General features: G+C 48.2%; 23 protein-coding genes. 9 read left to right on the top strand and 14 right to left on the bottom strand.

Going from position 1 to position 17,448, the window contains the following annotated elements; all coding sequences use genetic code 11:
• Nucleotides 1–30: 30 nt before the first annotated feature.
• The gene (locus BMZ54_RS04895; protein WP_089907014.1) at nt 31–2,007 is read left to right on the top strand and encodes an alpha-ketoacid dehydrogenase subunit alpha/beta; all 1,977 of its coding nucleotides are present in this window, start codon (nt 31–33) and stop codon (nt 2,005–2,007) included.
• 67 nt (nt 2,008–2,074) lie between these two features.
• Nucleotides 2,075–2,215: a hypothetical protein gene (locus BMZ54_RS32895; RefSeq protein ID WP_156093008.1), complete on the top strand. Its 141-nt coding sequence runs from the start codon at nt 2,075–2,077 to the stop codon at nt 2,213–2,215.
• A 60-nt stretch (nt 2,216–2,275) separates the two neighbouring features.
• Here the strand turns inward: BMZ54_RS32895 and BMZ54_RS04890 are convergent, their stop codons facing one another.
• The 3 genes from BMZ54_RS04890 to BMZ54_RS04880 form a co-directional block, all read right to left on the bottom strand.
• Entirely contained in the window at nt 2,276–2,800 is a 525-nt protein-coding gene (locus BMZ54_RS04890; RefSeq protein WP_089907012.1) for an O-acetyl-ADP-ribose deacetylase, read from the bottom strand.
• A gap of 1 nt (nt 2,801) precedes the next feature.
• Complete coding sequence (locus tag BMZ54_RS04885; protein WP_089907009.1) at nt 2,802–3,575, bottom strand: NYN domain-containing protein; 774 nt, start codon at nt 3,573–3,575, stop codon at nt 2,802–2,804.
• Between the two features lie 68 nt (nt 3,576–3,643).
• Entirely contained in the window at nt 3,644–4,159 is a 516-nt protein-coding gene (locus BMZ54_RS04880) for a Dps family protein (protein WP_238386491.1), read from the bottom strand.
• Between the two features lie 114 nt (nt 4,160–4,273).
• Between BMZ54_RS04880 and BMZ54_RS04875 the strand changes: the two genes are divergently transcribed.
• Nucleotides 4,274–5,503 (top strand): MFS transporter, encoded by a 1,230-nt coding sequence (locus tag BMZ54_RS04875; protein WP_089907008.1) that lies wholly within the window; start codon nt 4,274–4,276, stop codon nt 5,501–5,503.
• A gap of 181 nt (nt 5,504–5,684) precedes the next feature.
• On the opposite strand, the gene BMZ54_RS04870 is transcribed toward BMZ54_RS04875, so the two are convergent.
• The 3 genes from BMZ54_RS04870 to BMZ54_RS04860 form a co-directional block, all read right to left on the bottom strand.
• Entirely contained in the window at nt 5,685–6,761 is a 1,077-nt protein-coding gene (locus BMZ54_RS04870) for an iron-containing alcohol dehydrogenase family protein (protein WP_089907005.1), read from the bottom strand.
• Between the two features lie 68 nt (nt 6,762–6,829).
• Nucleotides 6,830–7,555: a 3-deoxy-manno-octulosonate cytidylyltransferase gene (gene kdsB, locus BMZ54_RS04865; protein WP_089907003.1), complete on the bottom strand. Its 726-nt coding sequence runs from the start codon at nt 7,553–7,555 to the stop codon at nt 6,830–6,832.
• Between the two features lie 7 nt (nt 7,556–7,562).
• Nucleotides 7,563–8,753 carry a DegT/DnrJ/EryC1/StrS family aminotransferase gene (locus tag BMZ54_RS04860; protein ID WP_089907001.1) on the bottom strand — a complete coding sequence of 397 codons (1,191 nt, stop codon included), beginning with the start codon at nt 8,751–8,753 and terminating at the stop codon, nt 7,563–7,565.
• Nucleotides 8,754–8,869: 116 nt separating this feature from the next.
• On the opposite strand from BMZ54_RS04860, the gene BMZ54_RS04855 reads away from it, so the two are divergent.
• Nucleotides 8,870–9,307: a YybH family protein gene (locus BMZ54_RS04855; protein ID WP_089907000.1), complete on the top strand. Its 438-nt coding sequence runs from the start codon at nt 8,870–8,872 to the stop codon at nt 9,305–9,307.
• Nucleotides 9,308–9,453: 146 nt separating this feature from the next.
• On the opposite strand, the gene BMZ54_RS04850 is transcribed toward BMZ54_RS04855, so the two are convergent.
• A complete protein-coding gene (locus BMZ54_RS04850; protein ID WP_089906998.1) occupies nt 9,454–9,651 on the bottom strand; it encodes a hypothetical protein in 198 nt (65 codons plus the stop codon).
• 286 nt (nt 9,652–9,937) lie between these two features.
• On the opposite strand from BMZ54_RS04850, the gene BMZ54_RS04845 reads away from it, so the two are divergent.
• The 3 genes from BMZ54_RS04845 (at nt 9,938) to BMZ54_RS04835 (ending at nt 11,439) form a co-directional block, all read left to right on the top strand.
• Complete coding sequence (locus BMZ54_RS04845) at nt 9,938–10,147, top strand: hypothetical protein (protein WP_089906996.1); 210 nt, start codon at nt 9,938–9,940, stop codon at nt 10,145–10,147.
• Between the two features lie 38 nt (nt 10,148–10,185).
• Nucleotides 10,186–10,647: a PA2169 family four-helix-bundle protein gene (locus BMZ54_RS04840; protein ID WP_089906995.1), complete on the top strand. Its 462-nt coding sequence runs from the start codon at nt 10,186–10,188 to the stop codon at nt 10,645–10,647.
• Nucleotides 10,648–10,896: 249 nt separating this feature from the next.
• On the top strand, nt 10,897–11,439 hold the full coding sequence (locus BMZ54_RS04835; RefSeq protein WP_089906992.1) for a CAP domain-containing protein: 543 nt from the start codon (nt 10,897–10,899) through the stop codon (nt 11,437–11,439).
• A gap of 206 nt (nt 11,440–11,645) precedes the next feature.
• On the opposite strand, the gene BMZ54_RS04830 is transcribed toward BMZ54_RS04835, so the two are convergent.
• Together BMZ54_RS04830 and BMZ54_RS04825 are read right to left on the bottom strand one after the other, a co-directional pair.
• On the bottom strand, nt 11,646–11,906 hold the full coding sequence (locus BMZ54_RS04830; protein ID WP_089906990.1) for a hypothetical protein: 261 nt from the start codon (nt 11,904–11,906) through the stop codon (nt 11,646–11,648).
• Nucleotides 11,907–11,941: 35 nt separating this feature from the next.
• Nucleotides 11,942–12,697 (bottom strand): glycoside hydrolase family 25 protein, encoded by a 756-nt coding sequence (locus BMZ54_RS04825; protein ID WP_089906988.1) that lies wholly within the window; start codon nt 12,695–12,697, stop codon nt 11,942–11,944.
• 138 nt (nt 12,698–12,835) lie between these two features.
• Between BMZ54_RS04825 and BMZ54_RS04820 the strand changes: the two genes are divergently transcribed.
• Nucleotides 12,836–13,861: a radical SAM/SPASM domain-containing protein gene (locus BMZ54_RS04820; RefSeq protein WP_089906986.1), complete on the top strand. Its 1,026-nt coding sequence runs from the start codon at nt 12,836–12,838 to the stop codon at nt 13,859–13,861.
• An 80-nt stretch (nt 13,862–13,941) separates the two neighbouring features.
• Here the strand turns inward: BMZ54_RS04820 and BMZ54_RS04815 are convergent, their stop codons facing one another.
• From BMZ54_RS04815 to BMZ54_RS04805, 3 genes are read right to left on the bottom strand one after another with little or no spacing between them, the layout of a single operon-like run.
• A complete protein-coding gene (locus BMZ54_RS04815) occupies nt 13,942–14,337 on the bottom strand; it encodes a hypothetical protein (protein WP_089906984.1) in 396 nt (131 codons plus the stop codon).
• 52 nt (nt 14,338–14,389) lie between these two features.
• Nucleotides 14,390–14,809, bottom strand: coding sequence for a hypothetical protein (locus BMZ54_RS04810; RefSeq protein ID WP_089906983.1), 420 nt, complete (start codon nt 14,807–14,809; stop codon nt 14,390–14,392).
• 19 nt (nt 14,810–14,828) lie between these two features.
• The gene (locus BMZ54_RS04805; RefSeq protein ID WP_089906981.1) at nt 14,829–15,023 is read right to left on the bottom strand and encodes a YtxH domain-containing protein; all 195 of its coding nucleotides are present in this window, start codon (nt 15,021–15,023) and stop codon (nt 14,829–14,831) included.
• A gap of 234 nt (nt 15,024–15,257) precedes the next feature.
• Here BMZ54_RS04805 and BMZ54_RS04800 point away from each other — a divergent pair, with 234 nt between their 5' ends.
• The gene (locus tag BMZ54_RS04800) at nt 15,258–16,319 is read left to right on the top strand and encodes an AI-2E family transporter (RefSeq protein ID WP_089906979.1); all 1,062 of its coding nucleotides are present in this window, start codon (nt 15,258–15,260) and stop codon (nt 16,317–16,319) included.
• 7 nt (nt 16,320–16,326) lie between these two features.
• On the opposite strand, the gene nadD is transcribed toward BMZ54_RS04800, so the two are convergent.
• On the bottom strand, nt 16,327–16,896 hold the full coding sequence (gene nadD, locus BMZ54_RS04795) for a nicotinate (nicotinamide) nucleotide adenylyltransferase (protein ID WP_089906977.1): 570 nt from the start codon (nt 16,894–16,896) through the stop codon (nt 16,327–16,329).
• A 54-nt stretch (nt 16,897–16,950) separates the two neighbouring features.
• Nucleotides 16,951–17,445, bottom strand: a complete 495-nt coding sequence (gene paaD / locus BMZ54_RS04790) for a 1,2-phenylacetyl-CoA epoxidase subunit PaaD (RefSeq protein ID WP_089906976.1) — start codon at nt 17,443–17,445, stop codon at nt 16,951–16,953.
• Nucleotides 17,446–17,448 lie beyond the last annotated feature (3 nt).

Here is a 17,448-nt window from a genome sequence, read left to right as displayed (position 1 = left end):
ATTGATAATCCGTAATTAAACCAGTCCGGCATGTACTTTAACAGGACATTGATCAGCGATGAGCAGTTGCTGGATTTTTATCACGCTATACTCTATCCCAGGTTAGTAGAGGAGAAAATGCTGCTCCTGCTGCGGCAGGGCAAGATCAGCAAATGGTTCTCCGGCATAGGCCAGGAAGCCATTGCCGTAGGCGCTACCCTGGCCCTGGCGCCGGATGAGTGGATCCTGCCTCTGCACCGCAACCTGGGCGTATTTACCACCCGTAATATGCCGCTGCACAAGCTCTTCCTGCAATGGCAGGGCAGTCGGCAGGGCTACAGCCAGGGGCGGGAACGCAGCTTTCATTTTGGCAGCCGGGAGCACCATATCTGCGGCATGATCTCCCACCTGGGCCCGCAGCTTTCTGTTGCAGATGGTATTGCCCTGGCCCATACCCTGGCCGGGCAGCAAAAAGTTACCCTGGTATTTACCGGCGAAGGCGGCACCAGCGAAGGCGAGTTTCATGAAGCGCTGAACGTAGCTGCCGTGTGGGGCCTGCCGGTCATCTTCCTCATAGAAAACAACGGCTACGGTTTAAGCACCCCCGTAGCAGAGCAATACCGCTGCCAGCAGCTAACAGATAAGGCCATTGGTTACGGCATGCATAGCCTGCGTATAGATGGTAATAACCTGCTGGAAGTGTATAACACCGTAGCCGAAGCAAAGGCCTATGCCCTGCGGGAGCAAAAGCCGGTGCTCATAGAGGCCCTTACCTTCCGCATGCGTGGGCACGAGGAAGCCAGCGGCACCAAATACGTACCCCCCGCCCTGCTGGAAGAATGGGCGCAGAAAGATCCTATCCATCACTATGAAGCCTTTCTGCGTTTTATAGGCCTGCTGGATGATGAGAAGATCAGCGCTATTCACCAGCAACAGAAACAATATATTGATGCCACGGTTCATGATGCATTAACAGAAACCGTCCTTGTAGCGGATACAGCGCAGGAGCTGGCAGACATTTACGCCCCGGCGCCGGCCATTCACCACAAAGCTGCCGACACCACCCGCGAGCTGCGTTTTATAGACGCTATTGCCGCCGGATTAAAAACCGCCATGGAGCAGTTTCCTAACCTGGTACTCATGGGGCAGGATATTGCTGAATATGGCGGTGCTTTCAAGATCACAGATGGCCTGCTGGCGCAGTTTGGCAAAGCACGCGTGCGCAATACCCCCCTGTGTGAAAGCGCTATCATTGGCGCTGGCCTGGGCCTTTCCATTATGGGCTATAAAAGCATGATAGAAATGCAGTTCGCTGATTTTGTGAGCTGTGGTTTTAACCAGATCGTAAATAACCTGGCTAAGATCCATTACCGCTGGGGGCAGCACGCCGATGTGGTCATCCGCCTGCCGGCGGGCGGCGGCGTGGGCGCAGGGCCCTTCCATTCACAGAGTAATGAAGCCTGGTTTACCCATACACCGGGGTTAAAGGTGGTATATCCTTCTTCCCCGGCAGATGCCTATGGCCTGCTGCTGGCGGCCCTGACAGATCCGAACCCGGTATTGTATTTTGAGCACAAAGCCCTGTACCGCAGCATTAGCGGCCCGGTGCCGGAAGGCTGGTTTCCCATAGAAATCGGTAAGGCCAGCCTGGTGCAGGAAGGCACGGACATAAGCATTATCACTTACGGCAGCGGCGTGCACTGGGCGCTGGACTATGCACGGCAGCATCCGGAGCTGTCCCTCCACATCCTGGACCTGCGCACATTGCTGCCGCTGGACTATGACGCCATTAGCCAGGCGGTAACCCAAACCGGTAAAGTGCTGATACTGCATGAGGATACGCTCACCGGCGGCCTGGGGGGAGAGATCAGCGCCTGGATAGCGGAGCACTGCTTCCAGCAGCTGGATGCGCCTATTATGCGCTGCGCCAGCCTGGATACACCGGTACCTTTTGCGGCGGAGCTGGAAAAAAATTTTCTGGCAAAATCCCGGCTGGATCAATGTATTCAACAACTGGCCGCATATTAAACGGCGGCTGCTATGGGATTTTTAAAGGGAATGCCCTAACTTGCAGCCACAATTAAACGCTTTAATCATGTTACAAACATTCTTAACAGTACAAACCTCTGAGTTTTATAAAACCTTTGATAAAGTGGGTGGTATTATGATCTATGTTGTTATTGCCCTGTTTGTGCTGATGCTGCTGTATGCTACTGTGAAGTATGTAAAGCGCTAGTTGCTTACTTAGATTAAATTAATCTCTTTATATACGGCCCCGGCATTCCCGGGGCTTTTTTTATTGCCCCTCCTGCAGCGCTTCCTGAGCGTACTGCAAATTCTCTCCGTCAAAACAAACCAGTATCACCTGCTCAATGCTATCTTCCTGCGCTAAAAAGTCCCGGATGGTTTTCACCGCAATCTTTGCCGCCTGTGCTTTGGGAAAATGATAAATGCCTGTGCTGATGTTTGGGAAGGCAATGGTCTTTACGCCATTGTCTACCGCCAGCTGCAGGGAATTCCGGTAACAGCTGGCCAGCTTTTCTGCCTCCTTTTTATGGCCGCCGTTCCATACCGGGCCTACGGTATGTATCACATATTTAGCCGGTAAGCGGCCGGCAGTGGTGATCACGGCTTCGCCGGTGGGGCAGCCTCCCTGCCGGGCTACTATCTTACGGCAGTCGTCCAGTATGGCCGGGCCTCCGGCCCGGTGTATGGCCCCATCCACCCCGCCGCCGCCCATCAGGGAGGTATTGGCTGCATTTACAATGGCATCGGCTTCCACTTTGGTAATATCACCCTGTATGGCAATGATCTTTGCCATGTTACTTCACTTTTACGTATACCAGCTTACCCATTTTCTTACCGCTGTCGCGGATATCTATCTCAAAACGGTCAATGCTTTTAATAAGCTGTACCAGCTTGTTAAAGCCGTAGTTACGGGCATCGAAGTCCGGCTGTTTTTTCAATAACAGGTTGCCCAGCTCTCCCAGGTAGGCCCAGCCATCTTCATCTGCAATATCATTAATGCTGGATGAAAGTAGCTTGATCACTTCCCGGCCGGCCTTGTTAATGGCTTTTGCCTTTGGTTTTGCTTTGCGGTTATTGCTCTTGGCTGCTGCGGTCTCCGTTTCGGCTTCTGCCTCGGCCTCCTGGTTTTGCCGTAATATTTCCAGGTAAATGAACTTATCACAGGCGGCCCGGAAGGCGGTAGGCGTTTTCATTTCGCCCAGGCCAAATACGCGCATGCCGGCTTCCCGCAGGCGGGTGGCCAGCCGCGTAAAATCGCTGTCGCTGCTTACCAGGCAAAACCCGTCCACACGCCCGGTGTACAGGATGTCCATGGCATCAATGATCATGGCGGAATCCGTTGCATTTTTGCCTACCGTATAGCTGTATTGCTGTACAGGATTAATGGCATTTTCAAGCAATACGGTTTTCCAGCCCGTAAGGTGAGGTTTGGTCCAGTCGCCATAAATTCTTTTGAAGGTAGGAATGCCATATTTGGCTATTTCCTCCAGCATGGCTTTTATGTTGGAATGGGGAATGTTGTCGGCGTCTATTAATACGGCAAGCCGAAGCTCTGTATTACTGTCCATAAGCCAGGGGGTTTAGTTGCGTAATATTACAAAAGATCTGCGGCCTGCCGTTATTTTACAGTAGTGCATTATTTCAGGTAAGAGCGGATCATCCATGCGGTTTTTTCATGACTGGTCAGCAGGCCGGTCAGGAAATCGCTGGTGCCTTTGTCTTTGTATTTTTCGTCCAGCTCGTCTATTAAACGGCGCAGGTTACGGATGATGGTTTCATGATCATCCAGCAGGTGGCCCAACTGTACCTGCTGATCATTGGTGTACTCCTGCTCTACCAGGCTGGTAAGCTTCAGGAAGTCGCTCAGGCGGCCTTCTGCATAGTGGCCCAGGGCGCGTATACGTTCTGCCATTGCATCGATCGCCTCTGCCAGCTCTTCATACTGGTTCTCGTAAAACTTGTGCATCTCCATAAAGTTGGAACCTTCAATGTTCCAGTGGTAGTTGCGGGTTTTGGTGTATAACACCATCAGGTCTGCCAGGCATTTATTTAACTCCAGGGCTACTGCCTGTAAGTTCTTTTCTGAAATGCCGATGTTTGCTTTCATCTCTTTGTGTTTTTCTGTTGTTGCTTTTGCGGTCATTGTTGTCATAGTTAATATTTTAAGGTGGTTAAACAAGACGTGCCCTGAAAAATCCTACTAAAATAGTAGGCGGTGGTGCCGGTTACTTCGCTATTTTTGTGCCATACTTCCTAATTTTGTGGTATGGAACAGTCGTCGGGGAGAATGTACACTTTGCATTTCGTTCTACTTTGCCTCAGTAATGCAGTATTCTCCGCTAGTTACAATATGTTGATCCCTGAGCTGCCGGCTTATCTTACCAGCATGGGCGGCGCGGATTATAAAGGTTATATCCTGGCATTATTTACCTTAATGGCAGGTCTCTCCCGTCCTTTTAGCGGCAAATTGACAGATAAGGTAGGCCGCGTTCCCGTAATGATCTTCGGCTCTGTTGTATGTGTAATTTGCAGCCTGTTATACCCGCTGATAAGTTCTGTAGGTGCGTTCCTGCTGTTGCGTTTCTTTCATGGTTTCTCCACTGGTTTCAAACCTACCGGTACCTCCGCTTACATCTCTGACCTGGTGCCTAATAACCGGCGTGCAGAGGCGATGGGTATGGTAGGATTGTTTAGCACCATTGGCCTGGCTTTAGGCCCTGCCATTGGAGGTTTCATTGCTGCCCGCTGGAATATTTATGTAATGTTCCAGGTATCTGCCGTATTTGCGTTACTGTCTGTCGTAATACTGATCGGCGGTCTTAAAGAAACCCTGCCTAAACCCAGCCGGCAACGTTTTAGCCCTTCGCTGCTGAAAATATCCCGTCACGAAATATTTGAGCCGCTGGTGCTGGCGCCGGTGATCGTTACCTTTTTCTGCTTCCTAAGTTACGGCGCTTTACTCACAATTATTCCTGATTTTAGTCAATACCTGGGTATTCATAACAAAGGCCTGTTCTTTACCTTCTTTACCGGCGCATCTATCGGTATCCGTTTGCTGGCCGGTAAGTTATCGGATAAATACGGCCGCTTACCCGTGCTTAAAATATCTACGGCTACCATGGCCATAGCGCTGTTCATGCTGGCCATGGCCACCACGCCGTATCTGATGATGGTGGCAGCAATCATATACGGTGTATCCGTAGGGTTAAACTCTCCTGCCGTTACTGCCTGGACGGTTGACCTGGGCGATCCCGCACACCGCGGCCGGGCGCTGGCTACCATGTACATTGCCATGGAAGCAGGTATCGGTTTGGGCGCTTATTTTTCTGCCTATATCTATCATAACAACGCGTCCTATTTTCCCCTGGCCTTTGGCGTAATGGGCGTAGGCTGCCTGGTAGCGCTTGTGTACATGATGCTGATTTACGACAACCGCCGCCTGAAAGTTATGTGGAGACTGGTGCATATGAAGGCGCCTTTCAGGAGGTGGCTGTGAGAAGCTGAAAGCATAAAGCGCAAAGCATAAAGCAACTACATTATCTGCTATAAAGTAAAACGCCTAACGAATGTTCGTTAGGCGTTTTACTTTATTATGTTTATACACATTACATCGCGTACAACAAGCCTCTAATTTGCTTTCTCCCTTTTGCTTTCTGCTTTATGCTTTGCGCTTTATGCTACAATTTAGCATACAAATCCCTTAGCCTTTCCCTCGTCATCTGCTGCTGCCAATCCTTACCCAGCGCATTTTCCCACAAAGGCGCCAGGCTTAATGATACATCTATCATCTTATCCACATCCGCAGCGCTCATGCCTTTGGTAATGTTCTGAGGAATGGTTACGTTATGGCGCTGCACCATTTCCTTAAACTCCTTTACCCCCTGCGGGTAAAACTCTTCCAGCTTATCAAACACAATACAGTTACCAACGCCATGGTGAGTACCCAGCACATAGCTAAGGCCGTAGCTTACTGCATGCGCCACGCCTACCTGTGAGTAGGCAATGCTCATACCGCCGGCATAAGAGGCCATCATCAGCTTTTCATCTGCATCATCATCCCAGTGCGGTTTTTTCAGGAATATTTCCTGGCACAGCTCCAGCGCCTTTTCGCCATAGGAGCGGCTAAAGGCGTTCAGGTAAGTACCTTCCAGTGATTCTACGCAGTGTATATAACAGTCCATAGCAGTATAGAACCGCTGGTTAATAGGCGCGTCTTTTATTAACTCCGGGTCCAGCACAATCTGGTCAAATGGCGTATAGTCAGAGTTCATGCCTAGCTTACGGGTAGGCCCGGTAAGCACCGTAGTACGGCTTACTTCAGCACCGGTACCGGAAAGCGTGGGTATCCCGGCTTTGTACACACCGGGCTGCTTTACCAGGTCCCAGCCCTGGTAGTCGGCGGAGGAGCCTGGGTTGGTCATCATCAGGCTTACTGCTTTGGCCATGTCCATGGTGGAGCCACCGCCAATACCAATAATGCCGGATACCTGGCCAAATTCTGCTTTCAGCTCATCGCGCAGCTGGTCTACATACTTCGTCTTAGGCTCATGCGTTACATCAATGAACACAACCTTATCCTTGCCCTGCAAAGGTATACGGCCGGTAAAAGCCGGTTTATCCTTAAAGAACTGATCCACGAAAAAGATCATAGGTGCATCGCCCTTGCGCTGCGGCGCCAGTATTTCATCTAACTGGTTAAACGCACCCCGGCCGAATATTACATAACCTACCAGCTTAAAATTTCTGAATTTCATACCTTACTTATTATTACATACAATCCAACCCCACCAATCACTATTAATTATTCATTCTTCATTATTAATTACAACAGCCGCGCTGCTTTCTCCAGGTCCTCCGGTGTATCTATCTCCACACCCATATATTCCGTTACCACCATTTTCATGGGAATACCATTTTCCAGGTAGCGCAGGCATTCTATTTTTTCCGCGGCTTCCAGCGGGCTTACCGGCAGCTGTGTAAATTCCAGCAGGGTTTGTTTGCGGAAAGCGTAAATGCCAATATGCTCGTAATAAATGCTTTTCACCTGCTTATCGCGCGGGTAGGGTATTACGGAGCGGGAAAAGAACAGCGCGTTAAATTGCTTGTCCACCGCCACTTTTACATAGTTAGGATCTTCAATGGAGGTCCAGTCTTTCAGCTCCTGCATCAGGGAAGCTACCTGCACCTGTTTGCCGGCTTCGCCTTCAAAAACCTTCAATAGTTTTTCCAGCGGCGCCTTTTGGGTAAAGGGTTCATCGCCCTGCACATTCACTACAATATCCACGTCCATACCGGTTACGGCTTCGGCTATACGGTCTGTACCGCATTCATGCTCTTTTTTACTCATTACAGCTTTGCCGCCATTGCCGGTAATTTCCCGGTATATCACATCGCTGTCCGTTACCACCATTACCTCGTCAAACACGCCGGTATTTACCGTAGATTCATAGGTGCGCAGTATTACAGACTTCTCTCCCAGCTTGGCCATTAGCTTACCGGGAAAACGGGTGGCCCCGTAACGCGCAGGTATTAAAGCAATACTTTTCATAGTTGAATTATAATGCGCTCTTTACAGCCTTCACCAGCTTATCTGCTCTTTCTTTTATTTCGCTTTCGCTCCAGCCCAGGTTAATGGGGGTGCAGATGCAGCGGCTAATAATAGCGTCAGATACCGGGAACTGTTTGATCTTATATAATTCCAGCGCCTGTTGCAGGCCTGGTGCAAAGTGATTTAGGGTAGCGCTTTGCTTAAAATGTTCCCAGTTGCGGATGTAGTGCCAGTTATTATCAAACCAGTAAAAAGCAGCCAGCCCGGCGGCTTTCATGGCAGCGGCTGCAGCGCGCGCCTGGTTTTCTTCCGGCAGGAAAAAGCCCAGGAAAGTAGCGCTGTCACCCGCTTCATCCGGCAGGCGGCGGAAGCTTACTTCCGGTATGCTTGCTAAAGCGTCTTTAAATATTTTCTTGGTGCTGCGTTGTATGGCCAGGAATTTATCCAGCTTGCGCACCTGCGCCAGCCCCACGGCTGCATGCAGCTCGGAGATCCGGAAGTTCTGCCCCATAAACGGATGCAGGTCTGCCCCGCGGTCCACACCCAGGTGGTCATGTCCGTGGTCGGAGTAGGCATCGCATTTCAGGTACAGGTCTTTATCACTGGTTACCACAGCGCCGCCTTCGGCACAGGTAACAGTTTTTACAAAGTCGAAAGAAAAAATGCCGGCATGCCCTATAGATCCCAGGGCTTTGCCTTTATAGCTGGCGCCAAAGCTTTGGGCGGCATCTTCCAGCAGTATCAGGTTATTCTTTTCGCAAATGGCTTTCAGCGCATCCAGGTCGGCCATGGCACCGCACATGTGCACAGGCATAATCACTTTGGTGCGTGGTGTAATGGCGGCTTCTACTGCGCGGGGATCCAGGGTAAGGGTATCATCCACATCCACCAGCACCGGGGTGGCCCCTACAGAAAAGATACTTTCAAAGCTGGCTACAAAGGTGAAAGTAGGCATAATCACCTCATCGCCGGCGCCAACACCCAATGCTGCCAGCGCAGTGGTAAGGGCAGTGGTACCGCTGGAGGTAAGCTGCGTATATGGTACATTCAGCTTGCTGCTGATTGCCTGTTCCAGTTCTTTCGCTTTCCAGATGCCTTTACGGGGACCATCAAACCCGTAACGCATAAAAATGCCGGTTTCCAAAACATCATTTACCTCTTTCCTCTCCTCGGCGCCAAATAATTCAAATCCTGGCATAAGCTATTGATTTTAACGTGTTGATAAAGCTATTTTTGTTGATCGTGCTTGCAAAGGTAGCATAATCATACTTGCCTCCTAGCTAAAAACTGTTTATCTTTTATTAAAAATTCAACATGCGTTTCCTCCTGTATGCTACCCTTTTGACAGTGTTGGCCCAGCTGCCTTGCTCCCATATTAATGCCCAGCAAACACCGGAAGCCGCTATCCGGCAGCTGATGCAGCAGCAAACCGATGCCTGGAACAAGGGCAACATCCCGGTTTTTATGCAAACCTACTGGCAGTCGGATTCTTTGCTGTTTATTGGTAAAAACGGCATTACCAAAGGCTGGCAGGCCACCCTGGACCGCTATAAAAAATCGTACCCCGATACGGCCACTATGGGCCAGCTGCACTTTAATTTACTGGAACTTAAACAATTAACGCCGGAGCTTTACTTCCTGGTAGGTCAATGGCACCTGCAACGCAGTGTGGGCAACCTGCAGGGGCATTTTACCCTCCTGATCCGGAAAATAAATGGCGCCTGGAAGATCATTGCAGATCATAGTAGTTAGAACTTCCCTAAAAAAGAAAACCATCCCAGGAATGGGACGGCCTGCTATACACCACAACATTAAAGAAGAACTATGACTAAACACTGTTCCCTAAATAGTTAAAAATGTTGACGGGAGTTTCCAATTTTATTAATCGATATGGTGAGTCAAGTGTTATCTTTTCTTCTCTCCTCACTATCTCTCACCGCCTTATTCTCTTTAGTAGGTTTTTCCGACAATTCTGCCCGCAGCGGGTTAGTGCGCGTATCAGCCTTGCTGGTTTTTAATATCTCTGCCGGCTTTTTAGAATGGTCTACTTTCGTATCCGTATTCTTTTTGTCCGATGTGTTTTTCTGTTGCGACATAGGCTACTCTGTTTATGTCAGGTAAAGGAATAAGTAACAAAGTTTATTCCATTCATGTACCCCGCAGCCACAGGCACTTGTAAGCCTTAATGTGATGCGCAGATTCCACAACCTGTGCGGCAGCGTTCCCCAAGTAGTGGGACTAAAAATAACTGGCAGCATGCTGTCACTCGATTGCAGTAGCCACTTTTAGCCCTGATAACCAACTCTTAACGAGCAGGCACAGAAATTGAAAAGTCTTTTTTCTCATTCCCCTATTTATTTTTAAAAATTAAAGCTGTTGTTTATGAAGATCCAGTTGCACAACTGGTGGGAGCTGAAGAAGAGATTGCAAAAACGTTACTCCCACCTCTCCGAAGAAGACCTTACTTATGAGTATGGCAAAGAACAGGAACTGATTGTACGCCTGCAGAAAAAAACCGGCACCTCGCATGACGATATGGTGCGCATCATCAAAAGTTTTCAGGTAGCATATTTGCAGCATGAGCTATTGTAGATCGTGACAACGTTTATGCACCTTTTAAAATGTGAGTTATGATAATGTACACAGATCTTGTTAGCACGCTGAACGACCTTGTGCGGGTGAACAACGACCGATCGGCAGGTTATGCTACAGCGGCAGGGCAAACAGATGAGCCGGGATTACAGCACATTTTTCAATCCATGGCCGACCAAAGCCGGGAATATGCTTTTGAGCTGAACCGGCTGCTGAAGGACATGGGCAGTGAAGAAGAAGTAGACACCAGCCTGGGTGGCGATCTATACCGCACCTGGATGGATCTGAAGGCCGACTTCACTGCAAATAGTGATACCAGTATCCTGGCCTCCTGCGAGTACGGTGAGGATGTAACGTTGCGGGTGTATAACATGGCGCTGACCAATGAAATTGAGATACCGCAGCACGTGCTGGATGTGATCACCCGCCAGTATGGCGAATTAAAACTGTCGCACGACAGGATTAAAAAACACCGTGATCTGAATAAAGCAATTAAATAATTTTAGCATCTGAGTTAACCCTTTGACAGCCAGTTGCTCCCGGTCCCAAGGGAACAACTGGTTTTGTTTTTTATATATGCGGGGCAAATAAATCTGTTTTGGTCCATTTTAGTTTCAAATCAGCCACTTATCTTTGATACCCAAGAGTCTGTTTTAACCCTTTCCTCTGAACAAAACCGGTATTTAATTTTAACCCAATTCTATCTCAAACCGGTAACTGATTATTCCTAACTTTTTTAACTGGTAATAATGACCGGCTTTTTACGATTTATAGCCCCCGTATTTGTTGCGCTATTATTTATTGATTGCGGAAAAGAAAATAATGTGAACCCGCCCGTTACTTCCATTACACCGGATAGCTCTGCACCGGTAACCGACAGCTTCCCGGAAAATGTGGTGAACAGAACCGCTTTATTACGCCTGGTAAATGGCCTGCGCAGCCGCGGCTGTAATTGTGGTACCGATAAAATGCCGCCCGTGCCCGCCCTTACCTGGAACATAACACTGGAAAAAGCGGCCTGGCTGCATAGCAAGGATATGTACACACAAAATTACTTTGACCATAACTCACCGGACGGCACCAATCCCGGCCAGCGCCTGAGTGCCGCCGGCTACCCCTGGTTATACTATGGTGAAAATATTGCAAAAGGCCGGATGGATGAACAGGCTGTGGTACTGGGCTGGCTTAACAGTCCTAAACACTGTTATAACATGATGGATGCAAACTTTAAGGAGCTGGCCGTAGGTAAGTTTGATATTTACTGGACGATGGAGCTGGGGAACAGGAAATAGTTGGCAGTCATTAGTTGGCAGTGGGCAGTATGAAACCCTTTGTTGGGTAAAGTTTTTTGAACATGGTTTATATAGCTCCCATTTATATTCATATTTTTGCGGCGCATCTTCCTGACTGCTGACTGCTGACTGCTGACTGCTGACTGCTGACTGCTGACTGCTGACTGCCCACTGCCCACTGCTGACTGCCCACTGCCCACTGCCCACTAAATATCTATTTTTCTTCTCCACCACTTCCACACCATATACAAATAAGCGCCCAGTGTGATCGTGGCAAAGGCATAAAAAAATATCATGCGGCCCGGTGTGGATTGGTCCGGTACGGCAAACCCCAGGAACAGCCCCAGGAAAACATTTATCATCATCCAGAAAAAACCCAGGAACAATGTGCGTGTGATCTTTATAAAATACAGCACTATCTCCGACTTAAACGGGTCTTTCTGTTCTTCTGGTCCGGTGGGTTCCATGGTGCAGGTATTTAGGTGAGCTATTGAACCACTTATCAGGGCAGGCACATTTTCATTAACGCCGCACTATCGCCCCGGAATACATTAAAGTCTACAATTGTTTTTATCCCATTTACCCTGCCAATATCACTGTGCTGCCAGAACACCCATTCCCGGTCTACCCGGGGCCGTTCTTTCTGGTAGTAGTGCGCTATCCACAGCGGGTAATCATTAAACTCATCGCCCAGGTAGGTGTTATAGAATTTCAGGTTTGTATAGATAATAGGCTTTATGCCATATGCTTTTTCCAGCTCCTCCAGCCATATTTTAGCGGTGCTGCGTATCACTGCCGGCGGCTGGTTGTTATGCGTTTCAATATCCAGTACGGGTGGCAGGTCGCCGGAAGTAAGCTGTACCACGTTCTTAAAGTTCACCGCCTGTTTCAGCGGATCGCGGGTAGCATAAAAAAAATGGTAGGCGCCCCGTATAAGACCGGCCTCCCCGGCTTTTTGCCAGTTGCGTTTAAATGCTGCATCCTGGCGGGTAATACCTTCCGTTGCTTTTATAAACGCAAAGGATATACGTATTTTATCAACCTGCATCTGCTGCACGGCATCCCAGTTGATCTCTTTCTGGAACTTGGAAACATCTATGCCATGTATGGCATAGTTCACCGGCATATCTATCCCAAACTCCTCATAACGTACAAAGTTCAGCGCTTCCTGCCGCTGCCACCACCACCATGCCACCACGGCAATGGCTGCTGTTATTATACAAACTATTAATAAACGTCCCGCTTTGTTAATGCGCATGTAACCTTTTTACAAATAATAAATGGGGCGCAACAACCACCCCCTGAGAACTTACTATGCAGCTACAAGTATAGCGCAATATTTTATTACTGTTACATGTATAGTTGTGTTATTTTTACATACAAAGTACCCGGATGTATGCCTGAATTTAATCTGAATGATTCCTTAAACCTGCTTTCCAAGTTCACCCTTCGCCGGGCATGGAATGCTGGTAAGGTGCTGAGCAGCTTTTTCGTGAGTAAGTGGACAGGCAAGCCCGTACAGTGGGGATACCCGGTATCCATCTCTTTTGAGCCTACCACCTCCTGTAACCTGCGCTGCCCCGAATGCCCCAGCGGCCTGCGGGCCTTTACCCGGCCTACCGGTATGCTGCAGCAGGATTTTTTCCGGAAAACCATCGACGAAATTTCCAAAGACCTCTTATACCTCATCTTTTATTTCCAGGGAGAACCTTACCTGAACCCCGGTTTCCTGGACATGGTAAAGTATGCAGGCGATAAAGGTTTATACACTGCCACCTCCACCAACGCGCATTACCTTACAGAGGCCAATGCCAAAAAAACGGTGGAAAGCGGGTTGGACAGGCTTATTATTTCTATAGATGGTACTACCCAGGACGTATACACGCAATACCGGGTAGGCGGCCAGCTGGATAAAGTGATCCAGGGCGCTAAGAACATTGTAAAATGGAAAAAAGAGCTGAATTCCAAAAAGCCCTTCGTTTTCTTCCAATTCCTGGTAGTAAAACCTAATGAGCACCAGATAGAGGATATTAAAAAGCTGGCAAAGGAGATCGGGGTTGATGAGGTACGTTTTAAAACGGCCCAGGTATATGATTATGAAGAAGGTAACCGCCTGATTCCAACGATTGATAAATACAGCCGCTACCGCCGCAAGGAAGATGGTACCTATGCCATCAAGAACAAGCTGGGTAACCAGTGCTGGCGCTTATGGCACTCCCCTGTTATTACCTGGGACGGGCTGGTGGCGCCCTGCTGTTTTGATAAAGATGCACAGCACAAGCTGGGCGATCTGAAACAGCAGTCGTTCCGGGACCTGTGGTTCAATGAACAATATGTGCGGTTCCGTACCCAGATTATGGAAGGCCGTAAGAATATTGATATTTGTGCTAACTGCAGTGAGGGCACTAAAGTTTGGGGCTAAGCTGCTGCCGGTTATTTGCTGATAACAAGTCCTGCTAACCTCCGGCTTCAAAGGCGCCGGCTGGTATTGCATCTTTTAAGCTATTCATCATCATGCTCCGTTTCCCGCCCGCGGGCACTGGCTTTTTTCCTCGCCCTTTTCTTTCTCCTGTTCTGCTGGTACTTGCTGAACAGGTTTATACCTAAGCGTACGCCCACAAATTCCACCGCCGTCATAATGGCGCTGGTAGCAAAGTTCTTGAACTTGCCACTACCCATGGCTATACCGGCTACCCGCGCAGCCATACTTATAAAGCCTTTGTGTTTGCCCACTCCCGGTATTACCGAGTTAATGGCCATGGTTTTGTAGTTGTCCTTAAAAAAATCAACCCGTTCACCCAGATCCAGCTCCAGTTTGCGGGTACGTTTTTTAAGACGGGAAATCTCTCTCTCCAGGTGATCTGCGTTATTGATTTTAGCGATTTTTGCCTTAGGCATGTGTAAACGCGTTTATTGATTTTACGTGGATTCCGTTTTGGGTTGTGTGGATTTATGCTACAGGTTCCTCCTCTTCAGATTCAAATTCAGCAGGTTCCTTTTCAGATTGCCGGTTATCATCTACCATCTCATCTACCAGTTCGGCAATCAGCATATTGGACAGGGGCCGCTGTATCAGGGCTTTACGGAAAACCAGTAATATAATAAGCAGCACTATAAATAAACCGGCCGCACAGGAAAACCCGATCGTATAGCTGCCGGTTATCTCGCCAATCCAGAAACCTACTACCATCCCCAGGAACACCACCACAAAAAAGAACAGCAGGAAAGCCATGGTCAGGGAAAAAAATAACCCTAATGCTTTCGATAGCTTTCCTGCTGCCTGGAGCTTAATGAGGTCCAAACGGGTTTCCAAATATTCTTTGGCAACCTTGCCTGTTTGGTTAAAATAATTGCTAAAGTTATCTTCCATGCAAATTAGTTTAGGGGGATTATGCCAGCTCATTTTCTATGGCATCCTCAAATTGCTCCCTTTTTTTCTTAAAGCGGTCTTTTAGCTTATCTGTCTGATATTTCAGCTTATCCACTAACTCATCTTTTTTATCAGAATTCAGAAAGTAACCAACAGCTACGCCTACAGCGGCGCCAACAATGAAAGATACAACGGCTTTTGAACTGTTACTCATAGTGATTATTTTTTTAGATGAAACATTGAGTTTTAAACTTGGGTAAAGAACGGGGTACAAACATTATTCCAACATTTTAGCACTGCCACAAACCGGCGTTAAGTATCATTTAAATGTTAATGGTTGCTGTATTTATATAATTGCACATACAAGGTATGAACAAAACACGGGTTAAATGGTTCAATCTTTGGATGGCTTCTCTTGTCCATTCATTCAACTATTGTATCTTTTACTATGAGCTATATCGACAATGACCGCCTCAAACAGATCTTTTTCCTGCTGATCATTATTTTATGGGGGGTGCTCCTGTTTTCTGAACTGTATGGGTTATTCCCCGGTTTGCTGGGCGCCTTATCCATGTATATACTTTGCCGCCGCTGGATGCGGCACCTGGTAGAAACACGCCAATGGCGCAAAAGCCTGGCCGCCGCTACCCTCATGTTCCTTTCCTTTATTATTATACTGCTGCCCATTGGTTTGCTTATTAACATGCTTACCGATAAAATAAGCTATGCTATTAACCATTCATCTGAGCTTATACAGAGTATTAAGATGGTAGATGGCCGGCTGCAGCACAGTATGGGCTTTAGCCTGCTAACACCGGAGCGCCTGCAAAAAGTGCAGGAAGCGGTAACCGGCCTGCTTCCCATGTTATTAGGCGCCACCTTTAACACCGTAACCGCCATTGCTATCCTGTACTTTGTATTATATTTTATGCTGGTATACTCCAGGGAAATGGAGGAAGGCCTGTATGAATATATTCCCCTGAAAGATGAAAATGTGATACGCCTGGGTAAAGAGCTGCACACCATGATCTTTGCCAATGCAGTTGGCATTCCCTTAATTGCTATTATACAAGGAGTGGTAGCGCTGCTCGGCTACTTTATTTTTGGCGTGCCTCAACCTTTTTTCTGGTTTGCAGTAACCTGCTTTTGCGCCATGCTGCCCATTATAGGAGCCGCCGCCGTATATGTGCCCATGGGCGTATACCTGATTGCAGCAGGGCATACCTGGCAGGGTATTGCAATACTCATCTACGGCTTTGTAATAGTGGGCGCCTCAGATAATATATTCCGTATGATGCTGGCTAAAAAAATAGGGGATGTGCACCCGCTGATAACAGTTTTTGGGGTGATCGTTGGCGTAAACCTGTTCGGGTTTATTGGGCTGATCTTTGGGCCGCTGCTGATCTCTATGTTTATACTATTGCTGAAGATCTATTCCAATGAGTACCTGGTTAAAAAACGCGAGGTAAAGGTGATAAAAACAGGCGCTGCTGCTAAAGTAAAACCTTAGCCGGCTGCTATTTGTAATAATTATTCTCCGCTATATACGCTACCACATTATCCGGCACCAGGTAACGGATGGATTTTCCCTGCTGTATCCATTGCCGGATGTGGGTGGATGATATGTCCAGCATAGGCGCTTCCAGCACCTGTACATTAGCACCAAAGGTTTCAGTTACCTCATGCCCCGGACGCTTATAAACGTAAATGGGATAATGCTTTATCAGCTGCTCATAATTCTTCCAGCGGCGAATGTTCTGAAAACTATCGCTGCCCATGATCACGGTAAATTCCTGCGTAGGAAATTTCTCCGCCAGATAGGTAAGCGTATCAATGGTATAGGAAGGGCGTGGTAAGGAAAACTCTATGTTGCTGGCCCGCAGGCGGGGCTCGCCCTGTACCGCCAGCTCTGCCAGGTGAAAGCGGTGATGCTCATTCAATAAGGAAGAGGAAGGCTTTAACGGGTTCTGTGGGGATACTACCAGCCAAACTTTATCCAGGTCGGTGTTATAGGCTATATAGTTAGCAATAATAAGGTGCCCGGTATGTATAGGATTAAAGGACCCGAAATACAAGCCAATCTTCATGCGCAGCTTTTATTTGGGCTGTAATATATAAATTCCCACCCACATGTGCTGCATTTACTCCACAGGTTTAAACTGCTCAAACACCATCCCGCAATCTTTACAGTAATGAATGGCGCGGCAAAGCGTGGAGCCAAAGGGGGAGCGCAGGTACGTGTTTTCACTATGGCAATGCGGGCAGGGAGTGTTCAGCATAATTTCCGCACGCAGCTCACCCTCATGCACCTGCGGGGCGGCTATTCCAAAATGCTGCAGCTTTTCTTTCGCCGTGTCGGTAAGGCGGTTGCTTTGCCAGTGCACTTCCTTATCCACTGTTACCTGCACGGGCAGGCCGGTTAATTTGTTTACAGTGGCCCGTATATTTTGCTGAATGTAGCTTACAGCCGGGCAGGCCGCAAACGTAGGGATCATTTTTATATGAGCCGTACCCTCATACAGCGTTACCCCGGTGATCATGCCCAGCTCCAGTACATTCAATACCGGTATCTCCGGGTCCATTACCTGTTCCAGGGCAGCGTATATATCAGCAATGGTGGTGGTTCCGGTTGTCATATG

Origin of the sequence: Chitinophaga rupis (genome assembly GCF_900109685.1) — a bacterium.
GTDB lineage: Bacteria > Bacteroidota > Bacteroidia > Chitinophagales > Chitinophagaceae > Chitinophaga > Chitinophaga rupis.
This window is presented reverse-complemented; position numbering and strand designations above follow the sequence as displayed.

Coding starts and splice junctions, on each gene's coding strand:
- BMZ54_RS32895 (WP_156093008.1), top strand. CDS start 2,075: ATGTTACAAACATTCTTAACAGTACAAACCTCTGAGTTTTATAAAACC.
- BMZ54_RS04815 (WP_089906984.1), bottom strand. CDS start 14,337: ATGCCTAAGGCAAAAATCGCTAAAATCAATAACGCAGATCACCTGGAG.
- kdsB (WP_089907003.1), bottom strand. CDS start 7,555: ATGAAAAGTATTGCTTTAATACCTGCGCGTTACGGGGCCACCCGTTTT.
- BMZ54_RS04875 (WP_089907008.1), top strand. CDS start 4,274: ATGGAACAGTCGTCGGGGAGAATGTACACTTTGCATTTCGTTCTACTT.
- BMZ54_RS04855 (WP_089907000.1), top strand. CDS start 8,870: ATGCGTTTCCTCCTGTATGCTACCCTTTTGACAGTGTTGGCCCAGCTG.
- BMZ54_RS04890 (WP_089907012.1), bottom strand. CDS start 2,800: ATGGCAAAGATCATTGCCATACAGGGTGATATTACCAAAGTGGAAGCC.
- BMZ54_RS04860 (WP_089907001.1), bottom strand. CDS start 8,753: ATGCCAGGATTTGAATTATTTGGCGCCGAGGAGAGGAAAGAGGTAAAT.
- BMZ54_RS04850 (WP_089906998.1), bottom strand. CDS start 9,651: ATGTCGCAACAGAAAAACACATCGGACAAAAAGAATACGGATACGAAA.
- BMZ54_RS04835 (WP_089906992.1), top strand. CDS start 10,897: ATGACCGGCTTTTTACGATTTATAGCCCCCGTATTTGTTGCGCTATTA.
- BMZ54_RS04870 (WP_089907005.1), bottom strand. CDS start 6,761: ATGAAATTCAGAAATTTTAAGCTGGTAGGTTATGTAATATTCGGCCGG.
- BMZ54_RS04820 (WP_089906986.1), top strand. CDS start 12,836: ATGCCTGAATTTAATCTGAATGATTCCTTAAACCTGCTTTCCAAGTTC.
- BMZ54_RS04825 (WP_089906988.1), bottom strand. CDS start 12,697: ATGCGCATTAACAAAGCGGGACGTTTATTAATAGTTTGTATAATAACA.
- BMZ54_RS04830 (WP_089906990.1), bottom strand. CDS start 11,906: ATGGAACCCACCGGACCAGAAGAACAGAAAGACCCGTTTAAGTCGGAG.
- BMZ54_RS04840 (WP_089906995.1), top strand. CDS start 10,186: ATGATAATGTACACAGATCTTGTTAGCACGCTGAACGACCTTGTGCGG.
- paaD (WP_089906976.1), bottom strand. CDS start 17,445: ATGACAACCGGAACCACCACCATTGCTGATATATACGCTGCCCTGGAA.
- BMZ54_RS04845 (WP_089906996.1), top strand. CDS start 9,938: ATGAAGATCCAGTTGCACAACTGGTGGGAGCTGAAGAAGAGATTGCAA.
- BMZ54_RS04800 (WP_089906979.1), top strand. CDS start 15,258: ATGAGCTATATCGACAATGACCGCCTCAAACAGATCTTTTTCCTGCTG.
- BMZ54_RS04880 (WP_238386491.1), bottom strand. CDS start 4,159: ATGACAACAATGACCGCAAAAGCAACAACAGAAAAACACAAAGAGATG.
- BMZ54_RS04885 (WP_089907009.1), bottom strand. CDS start 3,575: ATGGACAGTAATACAGAGCTTCGGCTTGCCGTATTAATAGACGCCGAC.
- BMZ54_RS04805 (WP_089906981.1), bottom strand. CDS start 15,023: ATGAGTAACAGTTCAAAAGCCGTTGTATCTTTCATTGTTGGCGCCGCT.
- BMZ54_RS04810 (WP_089906983.1), bottom strand. CDS start 14,809: ATGGAAGATAACTTTAGCAATTATTTTAACCAAACAGGCAAGGTTGCC.
- nadD (WP_089906977.1), bottom strand. CDS start 16,896: ATGAAGATTGGCTTGTATTTCGGGTCCTTTAATCCTATACATACCGGG.
- BMZ54_RS04895 (WP_089907014.1), top strand. CDS start 31: ATGTACTTTAACAGGACATTGATCAGCGATGAGCAGTTGCTGGATTTT.